The 18,692-nt window shown below is 69.4% G+C and carries 20 protein-coding genes; 14 read left to right on the forward strand and 6 right to left on the reverse strand.

From position 1 onward, the window contains the following. Positions 1-144: 144 nt before the first annotated feature. From ABZS64_RS36275 to ABZS64_RS36300, 6 genes are all read right to left on the reverse strand, one after another. Positions 145-1,521, reverse strand: a complete 1,377-nt coding sequence (locus ABZS64_RS36275) for an 8-oxoguanine deaminase (RefSeq protein WP_355838970.1) — start codon at positions 1,519-1,521, stop codon at positions 145-147. 148 nt (positions 1,522-1,669) lie between these two features. Then, complete coding sequence (pucL, locus tag ABZS64_RS36280; RefSeq protein ID WP_355838972.1) at positions 1,670-2,593, reverse strand: factor-independent urate hydroxylase; 924 nt, start codon at positions 2,591-2,593, stop codon at positions 1,670-1,672. Between the two features lie 5 nt (positions 2,594-2,598). Then, positions 2,599-2,988, reverse strand: coding sequence for a hydroxyisourate hydrolase (gene uraH / locus ABZS64_RS36285; RefSeq protein WP_355838974.1), 390 nt, complete (start codon positions 2,986-2,988; stop codon positions 2,599-2,601). Between the two features lie 2 nt (positions 2,989-2,990). After that, on the reverse strand, positions 2,991-3,497 hold the full coding sequence (gene uraD, locus ABZS64_RS36290) for a 2-oxo-4-hydroxy-4-carboxy-5-ureidoimidazoline decarboxylase (protein WP_355838975.1): 507 nt from the start codon (positions 3,495-3,497) through the stop codon (positions 2,991-2,993). A 149-nt stretch (positions 3,498-3,646) separates the two neighbouring features. Beyond that, positions 3,647-4,024, reverse strand: coding sequence for a helix-turn-helix domain-containing protein (locus ABZS64_RS36295; protein WP_355838977.1), 378 nt, complete (start codon positions 4,022-4,024; stop codon positions 3,647-3,649). After that, positions 4,021-4,269 (reverse strand): hypothetical protein, encoded by a 249-nt coding sequence (locus ABZS64_RS36300; protein WP_355839019.1) that lies wholly within the window; start codon positions 4,267-4,269, stop codon positions 4,021-4,023. Before ABZS64_RS36300 ends, ABZS64_RS36295 begins: the two co-directional genes overlap by 4 nt. A gap of 146 nt (positions 4,270-4,415) precedes the next feature. Here ABZS64_RS36300 and ABZS64_RS36305 point away from each other — a divergent pair, with 146 nt between their 5' ends. From ABZS64_RS36305 to ABZS64_RS36370, 14 genes are all read left to right on the forward strand, one after another. Then, entirely contained in the window at positions 4,416-5,486 is a 1,071-nt protein-coding gene (locus ABZS64_RS36305; protein WP_355838979.1) for a lytic transglycosylase domain-containing protein, read from the forward strand. A gap of 55 nt (positions 5,487-5,541) precedes the next feature. After that, complete coding sequence (locus tag ABZS64_RS36310) at positions 5,542-6,567, forward strand: sigma-70 family RNA polymerase sigma factor (protein WP_355838981.1); 1,026 nt, start codon at positions 5,542-5,544, stop codon at positions 6,565-6,567. Between the two features lie 121 nt (positions 6,568-6,688). After that, positions 6,689-7,648: an ABC transporter ATP-binding protein gene (locus tag ABZS64_RS36315; RefSeq protein WP_355838983.1), complete on the forward strand. Its 960-nt coding sequence runs from the start codon at positions 6,689-6,691 to the stop codon at positions 7,646-7,648. After that, positions 7,645-8,415, forward strand: a complete 771-nt coding sequence (locus ABZS64_RS36320) for an ABC transporter permease (RefSeq protein WP_355838985.1) — start codon at positions 7,645-7,647, stop codon at positions 8,413-8,415. The genes ABZS64_RS36315 and ABZS64_RS36320 overlap by 4 nt, the downstream gene beginning before the upstream one ends. 2 nt (positions 8,416-8,417) lie before the next feature. Next, positions 8,418-9,221, forward strand: a complete 804-nt coding sequence (locus ABZS64_RS36325) for an ABC transporter permease (protein WP_355838987.1) — start codon at positions 8,418-8,420, stop codon at positions 9,219-9,221. A gap of 6 nt (positions 9,222-9,227) precedes the next feature. Continuing rightward, positions 9,228-10,496: an MCE family protein gene (locus tag ABZS64_RS36330; protein ID WP_355838989.1), complete on the forward strand. Its 1,269-nt coding sequence runs from the start codon at positions 9,228-9,230 to the stop codon at positions 10,494-10,496. Beyond that, positions 10,493-11,527 carry an MCE family protein gene (locus ABZS64_RS36335; protein ID WP_355838991.1) on the forward strand — a complete coding sequence of 345 codons (1,035 nt, stop codon included), beginning with the start codon at positions 10,493-10,495 and terminating at the stop codon, positions 11,525-11,527. The genes ABZS64_RS36330 and ABZS64_RS36335 overlap by 4 nt, the downstream gene beginning before the upstream one ends. Further along, on the forward strand, positions 11,524-12,504 hold the full coding sequence (locus ABZS64_RS36340) for an MCE family protein (protein ID WP_355838993.1): 981 nt from the start codon (positions 11,524-11,526) through the stop codon (positions 12,502-12,504). The genes ABZS64_RS36335 and ABZS64_RS36340 overlap by 4 nt, the downstream gene beginning before the upstream one ends. Next, the gene (locus ABZS64_RS36345) at positions 12,501-13,667 is read left to right on the forward strand and encodes an MCE family protein (protein WP_355838995.1); all 1,167 of its coding nucleotides are present in this window, start codon (positions 12,501-12,503) and stop codon (positions 13,665-13,667) included. Before ABZS64_RS36340 ends, ABZS64_RS36345 begins: the two co-directional genes overlap by 4 nt. After that, a complete protein-coding gene (locus ABZS64_RS36350; protein WP_355838997.1) occupies positions 13,664-14,947 on the forward strand; it encodes an MCE family protein in 1,284 nt (427 codons plus the stop codon). Before ABZS64_RS36345 ends, ABZS64_RS36350 begins: the two co-directional genes overlap by 4 nt. Beyond that, entirely contained in the window at positions 14,944-16,215 is a 1,272-nt protein-coding gene (locus tag ABZS64_RS36355; RefSeq protein ID WP_355838999.1) for an MlaD family protein, read from the forward strand. The genes ABZS64_RS36350 and ABZS64_RS36355 overlap by 4 nt, the downstream gene beginning before the upstream one ends. Further along, entirely contained in the window at positions 16,188-16,763 is a 576-nt protein-coding gene (locus ABZS64_RS36360) for a hypothetical protein (RefSeq protein WP_355839001.1), read from the forward strand. The genes ABZS64_RS36355 and ABZS64_RS36360 overlap by 28 nt, the downstream gene beginning before the upstream one ends. A gap of 64 nt (positions 16,764-16,827) precedes the next feature. Next, the gene (locus ABZS64_RS36365) at positions 16,828-17,607 is read left to right on the forward strand and encodes a hypothetical protein (RefSeq protein ID WP_355839003.1); all 780 of its coding nucleotides are present in this window, start codon (positions 16,828-16,830) and stop codon (positions 17,605-17,607) included. 209 nt (positions 17,608-17,816) lie between these two features. After that, the gene (locus ABZS64_RS36370; protein WP_355839005.1) at positions 17,817-18,674 is read left to right on the forward strand and encodes a TIM barrel protein; all 858 of its coding nucleotides are present in this window, start codon (positions 17,817-17,819) and stop codon (positions 18,672-18,674) included. Positions 18,675-18,692 lie beyond the last annotated feature (18 nt).

An 18,692-nucleotide genomic window follows, 5' to 3' on the forward strand; every position in this document is an offset into this window, starting at 1 on the left:
GTTCTTTCACGGCGCGGGGTGCCGTGCCCCGGCCGCCCCCCCCCCGCCGCCCCCCCCCCCCCCCCCGGTCACGGCTGCCATGGACCCCGCTCGGGTCCACGGCCTCCGGTCGAGGGCCGTCCCCCCCGACCGGACTTCTTGTGGTCAGTCCTGCGCGGCGATGCGCGCGAGGCGCTGTGCCTCGTTCCGCGTGGAGCGGGCGATGGCGTCCTCGTCCACCGTGGTCAGGTGGTTGTCCTCGACGACGGTCTTGCCGTTGACGAGGGAGAGCGATACCGGGGCGGCCGCGCCGAAGACGAGCGCGATCACCGGGTCGGCGATAGAGGAGTGGGCGAGCGTGTCCAGCTTCCACAGCACGAGGTCGGCGAGCTTGCCGGCCTCGATGGAGCCGATCTGGTCGGCACGGCCGAGGACCTGGGCGCCTCCGTACGTACCGAGGCGCAGGGCCTGACGGGCATTCAGTGCCGCCTCACGGTGGGGACCGAGGCGGTTGATCAGGAGCGCGTTGCGCAGCTCGGTGTGCAGCTCGCCCGACTCGTTGGAGGCGGTGCCGTCGACACCGAGGCCGACCGGGACGCCCGCCTTCAGCATGTCGGGGACGCGGGCGATGCCCGCGGCGAGACGTGCGTTGGAGGACGGACAGTGCGCGACGCCCGTGCCCGTACGGGCGAAGGCGGCGATGTCCGAGTCGTTCATGTGGACGCAGTGGGCCATCCACACGTCCGAGCCGAGCCAGCCGGTCGACTCGAAGTAGTCGGTCGGGCCCATCCCGAAGAGCTCCTTGCAGAACTCCTCCTCCTCGACGGTCTCCGAGCCGTGGGTGTGCAGCCGTACGCCCTTGCGGCGCGCCAGCTCGGCGCCCTGGCGCATCAGTTCGGTGGAGACGGAGAAGGGCGAGCAGGGCGCGACGGCGATCTGGGTCATCGCGTCGAACGAGGCGTCGTGGTGCTTGTCGATGGCCTCCTCGGTGCCCGCAAGTGCGCCTTCGAGGGTCTCGACGGCGAAGTCCGGCGGCAGGCCGCCGTCCGACTTGCCGCGGTCCATGGAGCCGCGGGCGAGGGTGAAGCGGACACCCATCTCGCTCGCCGCGCCGATGATCGCGCCGGACAGGTCGCCGGAGCCCTGCGGGTAGACGTAGTGGTGGTCCATCGCGGTGGTCACACCGCCGCGGGCCATCATGGCGAGGGAGCCCTGGGCCGCCGCGCGCGCCATCGGCTCGTCGATCCGCGCCCACGTCGGGTACAGCGCGACCAGCCAGTTGAAGAGGTTGTGGTCGGTGGCCAGGCCCCGGGTGATCCACTGGTAGAAGTGGTGGTGCGTGTTGATCAGGCCGGGAGTGACCAGATGGCCGGTGCCGTCGATGCGGCGGACCACGTTCTCCAGGCCGGCGGGGGCCTTGCCCGCTCCCACGGACTCGATCCGGTTGTCCGCGACGACGACGTAACCCGAGGCGTACTCGGTGTCGTTCGCGTCCACGGTCGCGATGGCACAGTTCTCGATGACGATGCGCGAAGCCGCCATGGCGGGTCCTCGTTCTTCCCATTGGTGGAACGGACCCGGGGGTCGAGCGGGGTGACGACCGGATCCGCGGTGCTGTTGTTGCGCAGATGCCCCCGCTCTCCCCTGGGACCTGACGCCGGCGCACGCGTCGGGGGGTGAAGCGGAAGTACTACAGGTTGGTCATGTCGACGGGGATCTGCGGCTGGACGCCGTCCCGCAGAATAGTGGCCTCGATCAGGCCGTACGGGCGGTCCGCCGCGAAGTAGACCTCGTTGTCGTTCTTGAGGCCGAACGGCTCGAGGTCCACCAGGAAGTGGTGGTTGTTCGGCAGCGAGAAGCGGATCTCGTCGATCTCACTGCGGCTGTTGATGACCCGCGAACCCATTTGGTAGAGGGTCTGCTGCAGAGAGAGGGAGTAGGTCTCGGCGAAGGCCTGCAGGATGTGCTTCTTGGCCTGCTCGTACGACTTCTCCCAGTTGGGCATCCGGTCTTCGTCGCTGGTCCAGTTGTAACGCCAGGCGGCGGAGACATCGGTGCACAGGATGCGGTCGTACGCCTCCTTCAGCGTCGTGTACTTGTCCTTGACGTAGCCCCAGAACTCCGAGTTGGTGGAGTTCATCACCGTGAGGTCCTTGAGACCGGAGATGACCTCCCAGTTCTCACCGTCGAAGGTGATCTGGGTGGTGCGCAGCTCCTGGCCCTTGCGGGCGAAGGAGTGCCTGACCTCGTCCGAGCCGATGAACTTGGAGTTGGCGTCGGAGGTGGCGATCCGCTCCCAGGAGTACTCCTCGATGCGGATGCGCGCCCGGTGGATCGGCTCCTGGCTGGTCACGAAGTGACGGGCGAGGTGGATGCCGAACTGCTCGGCCGACTCGATGCCGTGCTCCTTGGCGAACGCGTACACCGTGTTCTTGGTGGTGTCGGTCGGCAGGACATTGGCGTTGGAGCCGGAGTAGTGGACGTCGTCCATGTCGCCGGAGAGAGCGACCGAGACGTTCAGGTCCTTGATGTGGTGTGTGTCGCCGTCCCGCGTGATCTTGACGACGCGGTTCTCTGCTTTGCCGTACTGGTTCTGGCCGAGAATCGTGGGCATGTCTGCTAGCTCCCTCGGTAAACGGAGTAGCCGAACGGGTTGAGCAGCAGCGGTACGTGGTAGTGCTCGCCCGGCGTGACGGCGAACGTGATCGCCACCTCCGGGAAGAACGCACCGCTGTCCCTTACGCGGGGGGCGTCCTGCTGCGCCTCGGCTTGCTTCTTGGAGAAGTACGCCTCGGTCTCGAAGTCGAGACGTACGTGGGTGGTGCCCTCCGGCAGCGCCGGCAGGTCCTTGCAGCGCCCGTCCGCATCTGTGGCTGAGCCGCCCAGGACCGCCCACTCACCATCGAGGCCCGCGCGGGCCGACAGGGAGATGGCGACGCCCTCGGCGGGCTTGCCGATGCTGGTGTCCAGGATGTGGGTGGACACCGACGCAGTGGTCCCAGTGCTCATGCTCACTCTCCTTCTACGAGTCGGGTCAGACGGATCCGGTTGATCTTCACGAGCTCGCCGCGGGCGATTTCCCGCTCGGTCTCGTGCGAATTCTCGATCCGGATCTTGACCGCGTCCCGCATCTGCTCACCGGTCGCACCGGTTGCGCAGATCAGGAAGACGTGACCGAACTTCTCCTGGTAGGCGAGGTTCAGTTCGAGCAGCTCGGACTTGAGCTCCTCGGAGGCGCCGGCCATGCCACGCTGTTCGCGGGCGGAGGTCGGGTCCCCGGGCTTCGGGCGGCCGATCGGCGGGTGCCCCGCCATCGCCTCGGCCAGATCCTCGGCGGTCAGCTCGGCCATGGCGGCGTCACTGGCGTCGAAGAGAGCCTCCACGGTGGCGTACGGACGCTGGGCGAGCAGTTTGCTCCCCCACGCCGAACTGGCGCACACCTCGTGCAGTGCGGCCAGGGCCGCGCTGTCCTGTGAGGTGTTGAACCGGGCGAGGCCCGGTGTCGAACCTGAAGTCACGGGAGCCTCCGTGGCTGTTTTTCGCTGTGCGTTGGACGGGCTGCGGATAGCTAACGCCCTCCGGCAACATAACGTCAACACTTTGTTGAAAACTCGGTGACACAAAAGCCGCCCCCCGGACATCCGGACGGCGGCTCACGAAGGGGGTCTCAGCTGTCCTTCGCGGCGTTCTCCCTGTTCAGGTAGTTGTATACGGTGAATCGGCTGACGCCGAGCGCGCCGGCGACCGTCTCCACACCGTGACGTACGGAGAAGGCGCCTCGCGCCTCCAGTGTCCGTACGACCAGCTGTTTCGTCTTGCGGTCCAGCTCGGCGAGCGGCATGCCGTGACGGCGCTCCATCGCGGCCAGAATGTGGTCGAGGGAGTCCGCGAGCTGCGGCAGGCGCACGGCGAGGACCTCCTCGCCCTCCCAACTGAGTATGACGTCGTCCTCGCGGGCCTCACCGGGGGCGAGCACGACGCCGCCCATGGCGTCCACCAGCGGCTTGACCGCCTGTGCGAGTGCGTGGTCGGCGGGCCCGGTCATTCCTCGCCCTCCACCACGTTGACCTGCAGCGAGACCCGGGTGGCCCCGGCGTCCAGGGCCTTGCGCAGCAGCGCGTCGACCGCGCTCAGCACCGCGTCGGCGCCGCCCTCGGCCGTATTGCCGAACGGGCCGACGTCCACCTTGTCCAGATCCGCGCTCTGGACGACCTCACGGACGGCCAGCGCGTGCGCCGGCGGTTCGTCCAGGTCGAACGGCTCGGTCGTGAACTCAACTCTCAGTCGCACCATGCCCCCACGTTATCCGCGCCCTCCGGCGCCGTCGTCGGCCTCCCGCCCGGAAAAGGTACGACACGCACCGACGGACCTGTGCCTGTCCCGCGTAGAGCAGGTGAACGGGGCGCACAACAGCGCCGCTGGGAGGGGTCTGCATCATGACAGGGCGCACGCGCAGAGGTGTCCGGGCGACAGCGGTCGTCACGGCGGCCATGGCGGCACTGACCGCATCGCACGCGTCGGGACCGGCGGCACAAGCCTCGGCCCCGGCGAAGGTTCACCCGGCCCCGCCGGGGCCGAGCGTCTCCGGTGACACCGCGTACCGCACCGAGCTTCCGCCGCTGAGGGCGCGCGGAGCGGCACCCGGCACCGGGAGCGGGAGCGGGGAAGCCTCCGGCGCAGCGGCCGGCGGCGCGCTGCCTGCCACCGTCTTCGCCGCGTACCGGCAGGCCGAGGACGATCTCGCGCAGAGCAGGCCGGGCTGCCGGCTGCGCTGGCAGCTGCTCGCCGCGATCGGCCAGGTCGAGTCGGGGCAGGCGCGCGGCGGCCGGGTGCGTGCGGACGGCACGACGGTCGCACCGATCCTCGGCCCGCGCCTTGACGGCAACGGGTTCGCCGCCATCAGGGACACCGACGGCGGGGCGTACGACGGGGACGCCGCCTACGACCGTGCCGTGGGCCCGATGCAGTTCATTCCGTCGACCTGGGACGTCTGGGGCGCCGACGGCAACGGCGACGGGCTCAGCGATCCCGGCAACGTCTTCGACGCGGCGCTCGCGGCGGGGCACTACCTGTGCGCGGGCGGGCGCGATCTCTCCCGGGCCGCGGACCTGGACCGCGCGATCCTCGGCTACAACCACTCCGGTGCGTATCTGCGCACGGTCAAGGCGTGGTACGCGTACTACCTCCAAGGCCACCGGGTCGTCCCGGACCAGGGTTCCGGTCCCGCTGTCCACCCCAAGGCGAAGGCGTCGGAGAAACCCCGGCCGGCTGCCTCCACCGCGGCTCCCGCCCGCCCGGCCGGTGCGTCCGCAGCGCCCAACTCCTCGCCCACGCCCACCCCTTCACCCTCGCCTTCGAAGAGCGGTGGCGGCGGCGCGGAGCCATCGGTGCCGCTGCCCGCGCTCCCGAGCCCCATCGCCGAGCTGCCCGGCGTCGGCGGGCTGACCAGCAATGGAACCAAAACGATGCGCGCCTCCCCCTCCACAAGCCCGGATACCGGGCGGTAATCTCCCCCGCGCCGGGACGAACCATGCCCGGCCGGGTGAGCGCGAAGGGGCCCTCATGGCGACGGACACGAACGCGGCCGACGACCGGTGGCAGCGCGCGTGGAGCCACCGCGAGCAGCTGCTCAAGGTGGCCAGGCGCAGGTCCATGAGTCTGGAGGACGCGGAGGACGCCGTACACGAGGCGATGCTGCGCGCCGCGGAGCGCCCTGAGCTGGACGACGAGCGGCTGGGCGCGTGGCTGACGACGGTGACCATGCGGCTGTGCGTGGACCGGTACCGGCAGGTCAACCGGGAGAGCGAGGTGCGCAGCCAGCCGACGCTTCTCTCGCCGGTCCCGGTGCCCGTCGAGGAGGCCGTCTGCGACCGCGCCGAGGCGAGGTGGCTCGCCCGTCGCAGCGGTGAGCTGCCCGCCCGCCAGGCCGAGGCCCTGTGGCTGAAGTCCGAGGATCTGGACGTCGGCCAGGTCGCCATGAAGATGGGGCTGAGCTACCGCACCGTCGAGTCACTGCTGGCGCGGGCCCGCCGGACGCTGCGCCATTCGCTGGCCGCCACGCTCGGCTTTGCCCTGTGGCTGGTCGGGCACGGCCGCCCGCGGGGCGGGAACGCCCAGGCGGTGGCGGTGGCCTCGACCGCGGCGACGCTGGCGTTCGCGGGTCTGATCCTGCTGCCGAACGTCCACGACGGTGACGGGCCCGGTTCGTCGCGTCCCGCGTCCCCCGCGGTGTCACAGGCCGGAGATGCGCGGGAGTCGGGCGGAGGCCGTACGGCGCCGCCTGCCTCACCCACGCCCAGTCGGAGTCCGCAGGCCGGGGCTGACGCCGGGCAGCAGTCCGGCGTCCCCCTGCTCGCGCCTCTGCCCAGGGTTTCGCTGCCGCCTCTGCCGCTGACTGCTCCGGCCGTACCGGAGGTCCCGGCGATGCCGGCCGTGCCGGAGGTACCCATACCCGACCTGTCCGGCCTGCCGTCGGCACCGCTGGCGTCCGCGTCTCTGCCGCCCACGTCGCTGCCGTCGACGTCCTTTCCTGCCCAGGACCTGCCCGCGGCCGCGCCGGACACGGCGTCACCGCTGCCACACCCGTAGGAAACCGTCGGGACCCGCACGAAACCTGCCGGAAAAAAAATCTTCGGCCCGCGCGACGGACGGGCCGCCCCTCCCCGTAGAGCAGATGACGGAGCTGCTCCACGGCTGAAGGGTGAACCGGATGGGTGTCGAGATCTGTGTGGAAGGACTGACCAAGTCCTTCGGTCACCAGGTCATCTGGCAGGACGTTTCGCTGACGCTGCCCGCCGGCGAGGTCTCGGTGATGCTCGGCCCGTCGGGCACGGGCAAGTCCGTGTTCCTCAAGACGCTCGTCGGGCTGCTCAAGCCCGAACGCGGGTCGATACGGATCGCGGGCACGGACATCACCACCCTGCGCGAACACGACCTGTACGAGGTGCGGAAGCTGTTCGGCGTGCTGTTCCAGGACGGCGCGCTGTTCGGGTCCATGAACCTCTACGACAACATCGCATTCCCGCTGCGTGAGCACACCCGCAAGCCGGAGAGCGAGATCAAACGGATCGTCCTCGAGAAGATGGACATGGTCGGGCTCATCGGCGCCGAGGAGAAGCTGCCCGGCGAGATATCCGGCGGTATGCGCAAGCGCGCCGGACTGGCCCGTGCCCTGGTGCTCGATCCGGAGATCATCCTCTTCGACGAGCCGGACTCGGGGCTCGACCCGGTGCGGGTTGCCTATCTCAACCAGCTGATCGTCGACCTCAACGCGCAGATCGACGCGACGTTCCTGATCGTCACCCACGACATCGCGTCGGCACGCCAGGTCCCGGACAACATCGGGCTGCTGTTCCGCCGCGAACTGGTGATGTTCGGTCCCCGGGAGAAGCTGCTGACCAGTGAGGAGCCGGTGGTACGGCAGTTCCTCAACGGCCGGGTGCAGGGCCCGATCGGCATGGCCGAGGAGAAGGACGCGGCACTGGTCGAGCAGGAGCTCGCACAGCTCGGCGAGGGCGCGGATCCCGCGCCGCGCGGCATACCCGAGCTGACCCCGCGTCTGCTGCCCACCGCGGGGATCACCCGCCCGCCGCGCTGGGAGTCGATCGCCGAGCGGGAGTCGCTGCGGCAGATGCGTGCCGCGGTGCGCGGGAAGGCGGCGGACCTATGAGCCTGTCGCCCACCGGTGCCCTGAGGCACACGGGCAGCCTGTTCGCGGTGGCGCTGGACGTCCTGCGGACCATACCCAAACGCCCTTTTCAGGCAAGGGAGTTCATCCAGCAGGCCTGGTTCATCGCCAGTGTGACGATCCTGCCGACCGCCTTGGTCTCCATCCCCTTCGGCGCGGTCATCGCCCTGCAGATCGGCAGTCTGACCCGCCAGTTGGGTGCGCAGTCCTTCTCCGGTGCCGCGTCCGTCCTGGCGGTGCTGCGCGAGGCCTCGCCGATCGTGACCGCGCTGCTGATCGCGGGGGCGGGCGGCACCGCGATCTGCGCCGACCTGGGGGCGCGGAAGATCCGCGAGGAGATCGACGCCATGCAGGTGCTGGGCATCGATCCGATCCACCGCCTGGTCGTACCGCGCGTCCTGGCCTCGATGGTGGTGGCGGTGCTGCTCAACGGCCTCGTCTCGGTCGTCGGCGTGGCCGGCGGCTACTTCTTCAACGTGATCCTGCAGAACGGCACGCCCGGCGCCTATCTCGCCTCCTTCACCACCCTCGCCCAGCTGTCCGACCTGTGGGCGGCCGAGCTGAAGGCCCTGGTGTTCGGCGCCATCGCCGCGATCGTCGCCTCGTACAAGGGGCTGAGCGCCAAGGGCGGCCCGAAAGGCGTCGGTGACGCAGTCAACCAGTCGGTGGTGATCACTTTCATGCTGCTGTTCGTCACCAACTTCGTGATGACCGCCGTCTACTTCCAGATCGTTCCGCAGAGGGGTTGAGGATGGCGCTCACGCAATGGCTCGAGGAGCTGGGCACCCAACTGACCTTCTACGGGCGCTCGATGGCCTGGACCGGCCGGACCCTGCGCCGCTACAAGAAGGAGATCCTTCGGCTGCTCGCCGAGGTGAGCTTCGGCCGCGGCGCGCTGGCCGTCGTCGGCGGCACGGTCGGTGTCATCGCCTTCCTGTCGTTCTTCACCGGTACCGAGGTCGGTCTGCAGGGGTACGCGGCGCTGAATCAGCTGGGCACGTCGAACTTCGTGGCGTTCCTCTCGGCGTACTTCAACACCCGTGAGATCGCACCGCTGGTGGCGGGTCTGGCCCTGTCCGCGACGGTCGGCGCCGGATTCACGGCGCAGCTCGGCGCGATGAGGATCAGCGAGGAGACGGACGCGCTGGAGGTGATGGGCGTTCCCTCGCTGCCGTTCCTGGTGACCACCCGGATGATCGCCGGTTTTGTCGCCGTGATCCCGCTCTATGTGATCGGGCTGCTGTCCTCGTACTTCGCCGCACGCACCATCACAACCGGCTACTACGGGCAGTCGACCGGCACCTACGACCACTACTTCCAGCAATATCTGCCGCCGGTCGACGTGTTCTGGTCCTTCGGCAAGGTGATCGTCTTCGCCGTCGTGATCATCCTTGTGCACTGCTACTACGGCTACTACGCGAGCGGCGGCCCGGCGGGCGTCGGCGTCGCGGTCGGCCGCGCGGTCCGCACCTCCATCGTCGCCATCAACATCCTCGACTTCTTCCTCAGTCTGGCGATCTGGGGCGCCAACACGACCGTACGGATTGCGGGGTAACGCGCGATGCGCATTCCAGGACCGACCCTGGCACGCGGCACCCGGCTGAGGCTGTACGGCGTCGCCTTCCTTGTGGTGATGGCGCTGTTGCTGTCGCTGTCCGTGGCCGTCTACCAGCAGGTGTTCACCTCTGTCGTACACATCTCGCTGGAGGCCGACACGCTGGGCAACCAGCTCGATCCGCGGGCCGACGTCAAACTGCGCGGGCTGCTGGTCGGCGAGGTCCGCGCGGTGCGGGCCGACGGCGAGAAAGCGACGCTCGACATCGCGCTCAAGCCGGAGCATGTCTCCCGCATCCCGGCCGATGTGCACGCCCGGCTGCTGCCCAAGACACTGTTCGGCGAGAAGTTCGTCGATCTGGTGCCGCCTCACGGGTCAGGCGCCCGGCACATCCAGGCCGGTGACGTGATCACCCAGGACCGCACCACCGTCGGCATCGAGGTGCAGCATCTGCTGAACGACCTGCTGCCGCTGCTGCGCACGGTGCGGCCCGCGGAGCTCAACGCCACGCTGTCCGCGTTCGCCACCGCCCTGGAAGGGCGCGGCGACCGTATCGGCGCCAATCTGACCCGCGTCGAGGGCTATCTGCGCAAGCTCAACCCCCATATGCCGTCCATCAAGGAGGACATCGCACGCTTCGCCGATGTGGCTCAGGTGTACGGCGACGCCGCGCCCGATCTGATGCGGATCCTGCGCAACTCCGTCACCACCAGCCGCACGCTCGTCGAGCAGAAGGACCGACTGGCCGAGGCCCTGAAGGCCACCACCACGGTCGCCGGAACGGCGGAGAAGTTCTTCGACGACAACGGCGACCGGCTGATCACGCTCGGCCGTGTCTCCCGGCCCACGCTGGCCCTGTTCGCCCGCTACTCGCCCGAATACCCCTGTCTCCTCGACGGCCTGGTGAAGCAGGAGGCGGCGTCCGAAGAGGCGTTCAGGGGCGGGGAGATGCGCATCACGCTCGAATTCGTACGCCCGCGAACCGCGTACCGACCCGGTGAGGAACCGCGCTATGCAGAGCGCTCAGGACCCAACTGCAGGGGCCTGCCCAATCCCCATGTCCCCGCGCCCGATGTCCATCTCGACGACGGTACGTCGCGGACGGGTGCGGGCGGGCTGCCCGGCGGAGCGGGTGTTTCCGCCACCGCGGCCGAGCAGCGGGCCGTCGGCTCGCTCGTGGCCCCCGTCCTCGGGGTGCCGGCCGACCGGGTGCCCGCGGTCGCGACGCTGCTGTTCGGCCCGATGGCCCGCGGAACGGCGGTGAGCGTCGCATGAGGAGAGCACGTGCCACCGAGGCCATGGCGCCTCTGGTCAAGTTCAGTGTGTTCGCTGTGGTGACGGTGCTGGCGACCGCGCTGCTCGCGGCGACCATCGTCAATGTCTCCTTCACTCCCGAGGACACCTACCGCGCGGTGTTCAGCGATGTCACCAGCCTGGAGGAGGGCGACGACATCAGGGTGGCCGGAGTGCGGGTCGGCGAGGTCCAGGACATCGCGATCAAGGACCGCACGCTGGCCGAGGTGACGTTCACCGTCTCCCGTGACCGGCCGCTGCTGAGCAGCACCGGCGCCGTCATCCGCTACCGGAGTCTCGTGGGGTCGCGCTATGTCGCCCTGACCGAGGGCGCGGGCGACGGTACGCGCCTCAAGCCGGGCGGGGTGATCCCGCTGTCCAAGACCAAGCCCGCGCTCGATCTCAACGCGCTGCTCGGCGGGTTCAAGCCCTTGTTCGCGGCGCTGAGCCCCAATGACGTCAACCAGCTCGCCACCGAGATCATCAAGACCCTGCAGGGTGAGGGCGGGACGGTCAACAGCCTGCTCGCGCACACCGCTTCGCTCACCACGACGATCGCCGACCGCGACGAGCTGGTCGGGTCCGTGATCGACAACCTCAACACGGTGCTGGGGACCCTGGACAAGCGCGATGCCCGCTTCTCCGGGCTGCTCAAGCAGCTGCAGCGGCTGATCTCCGGCCTGTCCGCCGACCGGAAGCCGATCGGCGCGTCGCTGGCGGGCATCAGCGGGCTGACCGACGCCACTTCGGGTCTGCTCCAGGACGCCCGGCCCGCGCTGCGAGACGACATCGCCGGGCTGACCGACCTCACCGGAACGCTCAACAAGAACGAGAAGACCGTGGAGGGCGTGCTGAAACGGCTGCCGAACAAGCTCAACAAGCTGACGGGGACCGCCTCGTACGGCTCCTGGTTCAACTTCTACCTCTGTGACTTCGACGGCCGGATCGTGCTGCCGAAGACCAGAGAGGTCATCACCCCCGAGCTTCATGTCGCGCGAGCGAGGTGCTCATGATTCCCTTCCGCGAGCGCAATCCCGTGCTGATCGGAGCCGTGGGCCTGTCCACGCTCGCGCTGCTGACCGCGGCCGCGTTCAACGCCGACAGCCTGCCGTTCATCGGCGACGGCGACATGTACAGCGCCGCCTTCTCCGAGGCGGGCGGGCTCAAGCCCGGCGACGAGGTGCGGATCGCCGGGGTCAAGGTCGGCAAGGTCCGCGAGGTCGATCTGGACGGTGACCATGTGAAGGTGACCTTCCGGGTCAAGGGGGAGCCGGCCTTCGGCACCCGGACCGGGGCGGCCATCAGGGTCAAGACGATCCTGGGCGCGAAGTACCTCGCGCTGCAGCCGAAGGGGCCCGGCCGGCTGCGGCCCGGCAGCGAGATCCCGCTGAACAGGACGGTTCCCGCGTACGACGTCGTGGCGGCGTTCAGCGATCTGACGACCACCACGGAGAAGGTCGACACGGCCCGGCTGGCGAAGGCTCTCGACACGATCTCCTCGACGTTCGAGGATTCGCCGGCCGAGGTGCGCGCGTCCATCAAGGGGCTCTCGAAGATTTCCCGGACGGTGGCCTCCCGCGATCAGGCACTGCAGGAACTCCTCGATCACGCCAATGGGGTGACCGGCGTGCTGAAGGACCGCTCCGAGGAGTTCACCGTGCTGGTCAAGGACGGCGACAAGCTGTTCAAGGAGATCGCGGGGCGGCGGGCGGCCATCCACACACTGCTCAAGAGCTCGGCCGCGCTCGGCATCCAGCTCTCCGGCCTGGTGGAGGACAACCGCAAGGAAATCGGCCCGGCGCTCAAGGGCCTGGGCTCGGTGGTCACGATGCTCGAACGCAATCAGGCGAGCCTCGACCGCAGCATCAAGCTGCTCGCGCCCTATGTGCGGGTGTTCACCAACACCCTCGGAAACGGGCGGTGGTTCGACAGCTACATCCAGAACATGGTCGCCACTCCGGTGGTTCCGCGGACGGGAGCCTCGCGATGAATGCCCGTTTCATACCGCGTGTCATACCGAGCGGACGTCACGCCCGCCGTCTGGCACTGGTCGTCGCGTTCGCGCTCGTCGCGGGCACGACGGCGGTCGTCCTGTGGCCCCGGTCGTCCCCGGTCCGTGTCACCGCGTACTTCCCGCGTACCGTCGGCGTCCACCCCGGCTCGGACGTACGCGTCCTGGGCGTCCGCGTCGGCGAGGTCGGGAAGATCACGCCGGAGGGCAACCGGGTTCGGGTGGAGCTCGAGTACGAGCCCGGGCGCAAGATCCCCGCCGACGCCCAGGCCGCGATCATCAACTCCTCGGTCGTCAGCGACCGTTACGTACAGCTGCTGCCCGTCTACAAGGGCGGGCCCGCCATGCGGGACGGCGCGGTCATACCCGAGAGCCGCACGGCCGTGCCCGTCGAGCTGGACCGGGTCTTCGACAGCCTGCACACCACGGCCGAGGCGTTCGGCCCGCGCGGAGCCAACGCGGACGGTTCGCTGTCCCGGCTGCTCGGGGTGAGCGCGGACAACCTCGACGGCCAGGGCGCACAGCTGCACCAGACGGTCGAGGACCTGTCGCTTGCGGTCACCACGTTGTCGGACGGCAGGCAGGACCTGTTCGGCACCGTACGGAATCTTCAGGTGTTCACGGCGGCGCTGGCCGCCGACGACAAGAACGTGCGGTCGTTCAACGACAGCCTCGCCCAGGTGGCCGACCAGCTCGCCGGGGAACGCAAGGACCTGGCGGCGGCCCTGCGGCATCTGGGTGTGGCGCTGGGTGATGTCTCGGCGTTCGTACGGAACAACAAGAAGGCGCTGACCGCGGATGTGAAGGGGCTCAGCAAGGTCACCAAGGTGCTGGTCACCCAGCGCGCCGCACTGGCGGAGCTGCTGGAGGTCGCGCCGGCGGGGCTCTCCAATCTGCAGAACGCCTACAACCCCTCGTCCGGCACCCTCGACACCCGCAACAACCTCGAACAGGCCCAGGATCCGGCGGCGCTGCTGTGCTCGCTGCTGCGGACCACGGGCGACGCAGGCGGCAAGAACCCGGACTGCAACGAGCTCAAGCAGCTCTTCGACACACTGCCCCAACTGCCCAGCGCCGCACCGGTGTCGGGCACCGGACCGGTCGACCGGACCCTCGGCGGAATCCTGGAGGCCGGGGCATGAGGATCAGCAGAGTGCTGCGCGGGGGCAGGGCGGCGGCCGTGTGGACGGCCATGGGCTCGGTGGTGCTCACCGGCTGCGAGTTCAACGGACTGTACGACGTGGGGCTGCCCGGCGGCGCGGCCGACGACGGCAACGCCTACCACGTCACCGTCGAGTTCAGGGACGTACTCGATCTGGTGCCGCAATCGGCCGTGAAGGTCAACAACGTCACGGTGGGCGCGGTCGAGAAGGTGGAGCTGATCGGCTGGCACGCCCGGGTGCGGCTGCGAGTCGACGACAAGGTGAAGCTGCCCGGCAACGCGATCGCGGAGCTGCGCCAGACCAGCATGCTCGGCGAGAAGTACGTGGCGCTGTCCGCCCCGGTGGACACCACTCCCACAGGAAGGCTCGAGGACGGCGACCGGATCCCGCTGTCCCGCAGCGGTCGCAACCCGGAGATCGAAGAAGTTCTCTCCGCGCTGTCCGCGCTGCTCAACGGCGGCGGGGTCGCTCAGCTCAAGACGGTCACCACGGAGCTCAACAAGGCCCTGGAGGGCCGGGAGAACCGGGTGAAGTCCCTGCTCACCGAGCTGGACACCTTCCTGGGCGGTCTCGACGGACAACGCAAGGACATCGTCCGGGCGCTCGAAGGCATCGACCGGCTGTCCAAGCGGCTGGCGAAGGAGAAGAAGACCATCGCCACGGCGGTCGATACCATGCCGGGCGCGCTGAAGGTGCTGGCCGACCAGCGCCGCAATCTCACCGCGATGCTCACCTCGCTGTCGAAGCTGGGCACCGCGGGCACCAAGGTGGTCAATTCCTCGCGGGCCGACGTGGTCGCCAATCTGCGGAGTCTGCGGCCGATTCTCCAGCAGTTGAACAAGGCGGGCGACGATCTGCCCAACGCGCTGGAGCTGCTGACGACGTATCCGTTCCCGCGCAATGTGACGGGTGCCATCAAGGGCGACTACGTCAATCTCAAGATCACCGCCGATCTCGACCTGGCGAGCGTCTACGGCAATCTCGCCGACGAGCCCAAGAAGCCGGGCGCACCGGAGACGCCCGGGCTGCCGGAACTGCCCGATGTGCCCGGCGTACCGCTTCCCACCTCACTGCCGAAGGTCCCTGGCGTGCCGAAGACGACCGGCACACCGTCCGGCCCGCCGGCCGGCGGGAATCCGCTGTGTCCGCCGGTGTGCACCGGCAGTTACGCCGCCTACGGAAGCGGGGAGGCGGGCCGCTTTCCGCCCGGGGTCTCGCTCGCTCTTGCCGAGCTCATGCTGAAGGGGATGCAACCGTGATCACTCGTACGGTCAAGGCCCAGTTGCTCGCCTTCGCCACAGTCACCGCCGTCGGGGTGTCGTACGTCGGCGCCCGGTACACGGGTCTGGCGGATCTTCTCTTCGACCGCGGCTACACCGTGCGCGCCGATTTCGCCGAGTCCGGAGGCGTCTTCCCGGGAGCGGAAGTCACCTATCGCGGCGTGCCGGTGGGCCGGGTCGGCGAGCTTCGGCTGTCCGGCTCCAGTGGCGTCTCGGTGGCGCTGGACATAGAGGACGGGGCCCGGATACCTGCCGACACGCTGGCGGTGGTGGCGAACCGTTCGGCGGTCGGCGAGCAGTACGTCGATCTGCAGCCGCGGGACAGCGGCGGCCCGTATCTGCGCGACGGCAGCGTGATCGCCCGCGGTGACACCCGGGTGCCGCTGCCCACCACGGATGTCGTGCTGAGCCTGGACCGGCTGGTCAACTCCGTCGGCAAGGAGGATCTGCGGATCACCGTCGACGAGCTCGGCAAGGCCTTCGCCGGAACCGGCCCGCATCTGAGCCGACTTGTGGACTCGGGCAACAACCTGGTGGAGTCGGCGTCCGGCTCGCTCCCGGAGACGGTCTCGCTGATCGAGGACTCACGCACGGTCCTCAAGACACAGGTCGACAAGGGATCGGCGATCAAGTCGTTCTCGCACGACCTGGCCGCACTGACCGCGGAGCTGAAGTCCAGCGACGGGGACCTGCGCAGGCTGATCGGCTCGACCGCGCCGGCCGCGCAGGAGGTGAACTCGCTGCTGAAGGCGAACGAGACCCATCTGCCCGTGCTGCTGGGAAATCTGATCAGCGGCGGCCAGATCACGGTGGCGCGGCTGCCCGGCGTGGAGCAGGCCCTGGTGACCTTCCCGGTCGTCGTCGCGGGCAGCCCCACCGTCGTCCCGGGCGACGGCACCACCCACTTCGGCATGGTCGCCGGGGCGGACGATCCGGCGCCGTGCCGTCAGGGTTACGGCACCCAGCGGCGCGACCCTGCGGACACCGGCGAGCGCCCAGCGAACACGGCCGCACACTGCACGGCCCCGCGCGGCAGCGCCACCTCGGTTCGGGGCGCCCAGAACGTGCCTGGCGCCTCGGCCTCGGCCGGGGCAGGCCGGGCCTCGTATGTCTCCCCCTATGACCCGGAGACCGGCATCCTCGCCGGCCCGGACGGAACGCTCGTCGAGATCGGCTCGACGGGCGGCGAACAGAGCGTGCTCGGAAAGGACTCGTGGCAATGGCTGCTCGTCGGACCTATGGCATGAACGCGGGCATCCTCGCGCGCCTCACCCGCTCGCTGCGCCTGCTGGGCACCAGAACGGCGGCCTGGACCCGGCGCGGGAGAGCACCGGCTGTGGCGCTCGTGGCCGCGACGGTCGTGACCACGGCGCTGAGCGGCTGGCTCTGCGTCCAGGTGTACGAACAGCGGGTGGAGGCGGACCGGCACCAGGACATCCTGGCCGCGGCCCGGCAGTCCGCGCTGAACTTCACCTCGCTCGACTACCGGCACTACGGGCAGGACAGCGAGAACGTGCTCAAGGGCGCCACCGGTGACTTCAAGGAGCAGTTCGCAGCGCAGACCACCGAACTGACCAAGCTGGTCGCGGCCAACAAGTCGGTGTCGCAGGGGCAGGTGCTCGAAGCGGGCATCACGCGTTCCGACGAGCGCACCGCCCGCGTACTGGTCGTCGCCGACAGCAAGGTGACCAATTCCGCCGCCCCCGGGGGCCAGGCCCGCACCTACCGGCTGCAGCTCGATCTCGTACTCGAGGGCGGTCGCTGGCTGACATCCGATGTCGAATTCGTCGGCTGACCGCCCACCCGAGCACGCACCAGCACCACCTGCAGTGAGGAGCAAGGCAGTGAGGAGCAACACCGTGGCGAACCTGACTGGACGAGGCCCCGGCGCCGCATCCCCCGGCCGTCGCTCGATGGCCGCGGCCGCCCGTGCGGCGGCCAGGCGGACGGAACGGGTCGCGACCCGCAGTCCGGAGGAGACACGTCCCCAGGCACCCGACGAGACGCTTCCGCCGGCACCGGACGAGACGCCTCTGGAAGCACCGGACGACGCAAGCCAGGGACGGAAGGCGGAGGAGCAGCAGGCCGGTCCTGTCCTGAATGCCGACGACCCGGTGGCCGAAGCGGCGCGCGGGCGGCGGCGTGGCCGGCTCTGCGCCGTACTGGCCGTGCTGGTGGCGGCGATGCTGGCCGCGGCCGCCGTCCTCGGCTGGACGTACGGGGAGGGACGTCAGACGGACGGAGCGCGGGTGGAGGCGCTCGCCGCGGCGCAGCAGGCGGCGCCCGTGGTGCTGTCGTACGACTACCGGCGGCTCGACAAGGACTTCGCGGCGGCCCGCGGCCTTCTGACCGGGAAGTTCCGTGACGAGTACGGCAGGACCACCACGAGGGTGGTGGCGCCGACCGCCGCGAAGTACCACGGGGTGGTCAAGGCGACGGTGGTGAAGCCGCCGGGTGGCGGTGCACCGGCGGCCTCGGTCGTGTCGGCCTCGCCGGAGAAGGCCGTCGTACTGCTCTTCGTCAACCAGGTCACCACGAGCACCCAGGTGACCGGACCGCGCCTCGATCTGAACCGGGTTCGGATGACTCTCACCCGTACTTCGGACGGCTGGAAGGTGAGTGCCGTGGACGCGCTCTAGGTCCTGTCCGGCCGATCGCCCGCAGAAAGCCGGAAAGCGCCTCCCGAGCAGGGGGGACGGGAGCCTGAACAGGCCCTCTGTCCCCCCGGCCCGGGAGGCGCTTTTTCATTGCCGCTTCATTGCCGCCTCTTGACAGCCCTCCCCTATCCCAGGCAATCTTCCGTTAAGCAGAAACTGACTTCCGCAATACGGAAGGAGCGCGGACTCCTATGACCCGCTTCTCAGACGGCGCAACCACGGACCAGCGCTTCGATGTGAACCTCTCGATCCTCTTCACGGAACTCCCGCTCCTGGAGCGCCCCGCGGCAGCAGCCGCGGCGGGCTTCACCGCGGTCGAGCTGTGGTGGCCCTGGATCGAGACCCCCACCCCGCCCCAGGCCGAGCTCGACGCCCTCAAGAAGGCGCTCGACGACGCGGGCACCCAGCTGGTGGGCCTGAACTTCTACGCCGGGCAGCTGCCGGGCCCCGACCGCGGCGCGCTCTCCGTGCCCGGCGAGGAGTCCGACCGCTTCCGCGCCAACATCGACGCGGCTGCGGACTTCGCCGCCTCGGTGGGCTGCAAGGCGCTCAACGCGCTGTACGGCAACCGCGTCGAGGGCGTCGACCCGGCCGTCCAGGACGAGCTCGCCCTGGAGAACCTGGTGCTCGCGGCCCGCGCGGCCGACCGGATCGGTGCGATCCTCCTGGTCGAGACGCTCAACAAGCCGGAGTCCCCGCTCTACCCGCTGGTGAGCGCCCCGGCCGGGATCGAGGTCGTCGACAAGGTGAACGCGGCGACGGGCCTCGGCAACGCGAAGTTCCTCCTCGACATCTACCACCTGTCGATGAACGGCGAGGACGTCAGCCAGGTCATCGCGGCGTACGCCGACAAGACCGGCCACGTCCAGATCGCGGACAACCCCGGCCGTGGCGCGCCGGGCACCGGCTCGCTGCCGCTGGAGCAGCTCCTCGACGAGCTGAAGAAGGCCGGTTACGACGGCTGGGTCGGCCTGGAGTACAAGGCCGGCGACCGCCCGAGCGCCGAGTCCTTCGCCTGGCTCCCGGCCGAGGCCCGCGCGGCGCGCTGACCGCGCACCCCTGAACTT

The organism is Streptomyces sp. NPDC005408, assembly GCF_040606445.1.
Classification (GTDB): Bacteria; Actinomycetota; Actinomycetes; order Streptomycetales; family Streptomycetaceae; genus Streptomyces.

Bases quoted from the DNA above. Each gene is read 5' to 3' on its own strand.
- uraH (WP_355838974.1), bottom strand. From the start codon at position 2,988: ATGAGCACTGGGACCACTGCGTCGGTGTCCACCCACATCCTGGACACC.
- ABZS64_RS36275 (WP_355838970.1), bottom strand. From the start codon at position 1,521: ATGGCGGCTTCGCGCATCGTCATCGAGAACTGTGCCATCGCGACCGTG.
- ABZS64_RS36340 (WP_355838993.1), top strand. From the start codon at position 11,524: ATGATTCCCTTCCGCGAGCGCAATCCCGTGCTGATCGGAGCCGTGGGC.
- ABZS64_RS36325 (WP_355838987.1), top strand. From the start codon at position 8,418: ATGGCGCTCACGCAATGGCTCGAGGAGCTGGGCACCCAACTGACCTTC.
- ABZS64_RS36305 (WP_355838979.1), top strand. From the start codon at position 4,416: ATGACAGGGCGCACGCGCAGAGGTGTCCGGGCGACAGCGGTCGTCACG.
- ABZS64_RS36310 (WP_355838981.1), top strand. From the start codon at position 5,542: ATGGCGACGGACACGAACGCGGCCGACGACCGGTGGCAGCGCGCGTGG.
- ABZS64_RS36345 (WP_355838995.1), top strand. From the start codon at position 12,501: ATGAATGCCCGTTTCATACCGCGTGTCATACCGAGCGGACGTCACGCC.
- pucL (WP_355838972.1), bottom strand. From the start codon at position 2,593: ATGCCCACGATTCTCGGCCAGAACCAGTACGGCAAAGCAGAGAACCGC.
- ABZS64_RS36350 (WP_355838997.1), top strand. From the start codon at position 13,664: ATGAGGATCAGCAGAGTGCTGCGCGGGGGCAGGGCGGCGGCCGTGTGG.
- ABZS64_RS36335 (WP_355838991.1), top strand. From the start codon at position 10,493: ATGAGGAGAGCACGTGCCACCGAGGCCATGGCGCCTCTGGTCAAGTTC.
- ABZS64_RS36320 (WP_355838985.1), top strand. From the start codon at position 7,645: ATGAGCCTGTCGCCCACCGGTGCCCTGAGGCACACGGGCAGCCTGTTC.
- ABZS64_RS36330 (WP_355838989.1), top strand. From the start codon at position 9,228: ATGCGCATTCCAGGACCGACCCTGGCACGCGGCACCCGGCTGAGGCTG.
- ABZS64_RS36315 (WP_355838983.1), top strand. From the start codon at position 6,689: ATGGGTGTCGAGATCTGTGTGGAAGGACTGACCAAGTCCTTCGGTCAC.
- ABZS64_RS36370 (WP_355839005.1), top strand. From the start codon at position 17,817: ATGACCCGCTTCTCAGACGGCGCAACCACGGACCAGCGCTTCGATGTG.
- ABZS64_RS36295 (WP_355838977.1), bottom strand. From the start codon at position 4,024: ATGACCGGGCCCGCCGACCACGCACTCGCACAGGCGGTCAAGCCGCTG.
- ABZS64_RS36360 (WP_355839001.1), top strand. From the start codon at position 16,188: ATGGCTGCTCGTCGGACCTATGGCATGAACGCGGGCATCCTCGCGCGC.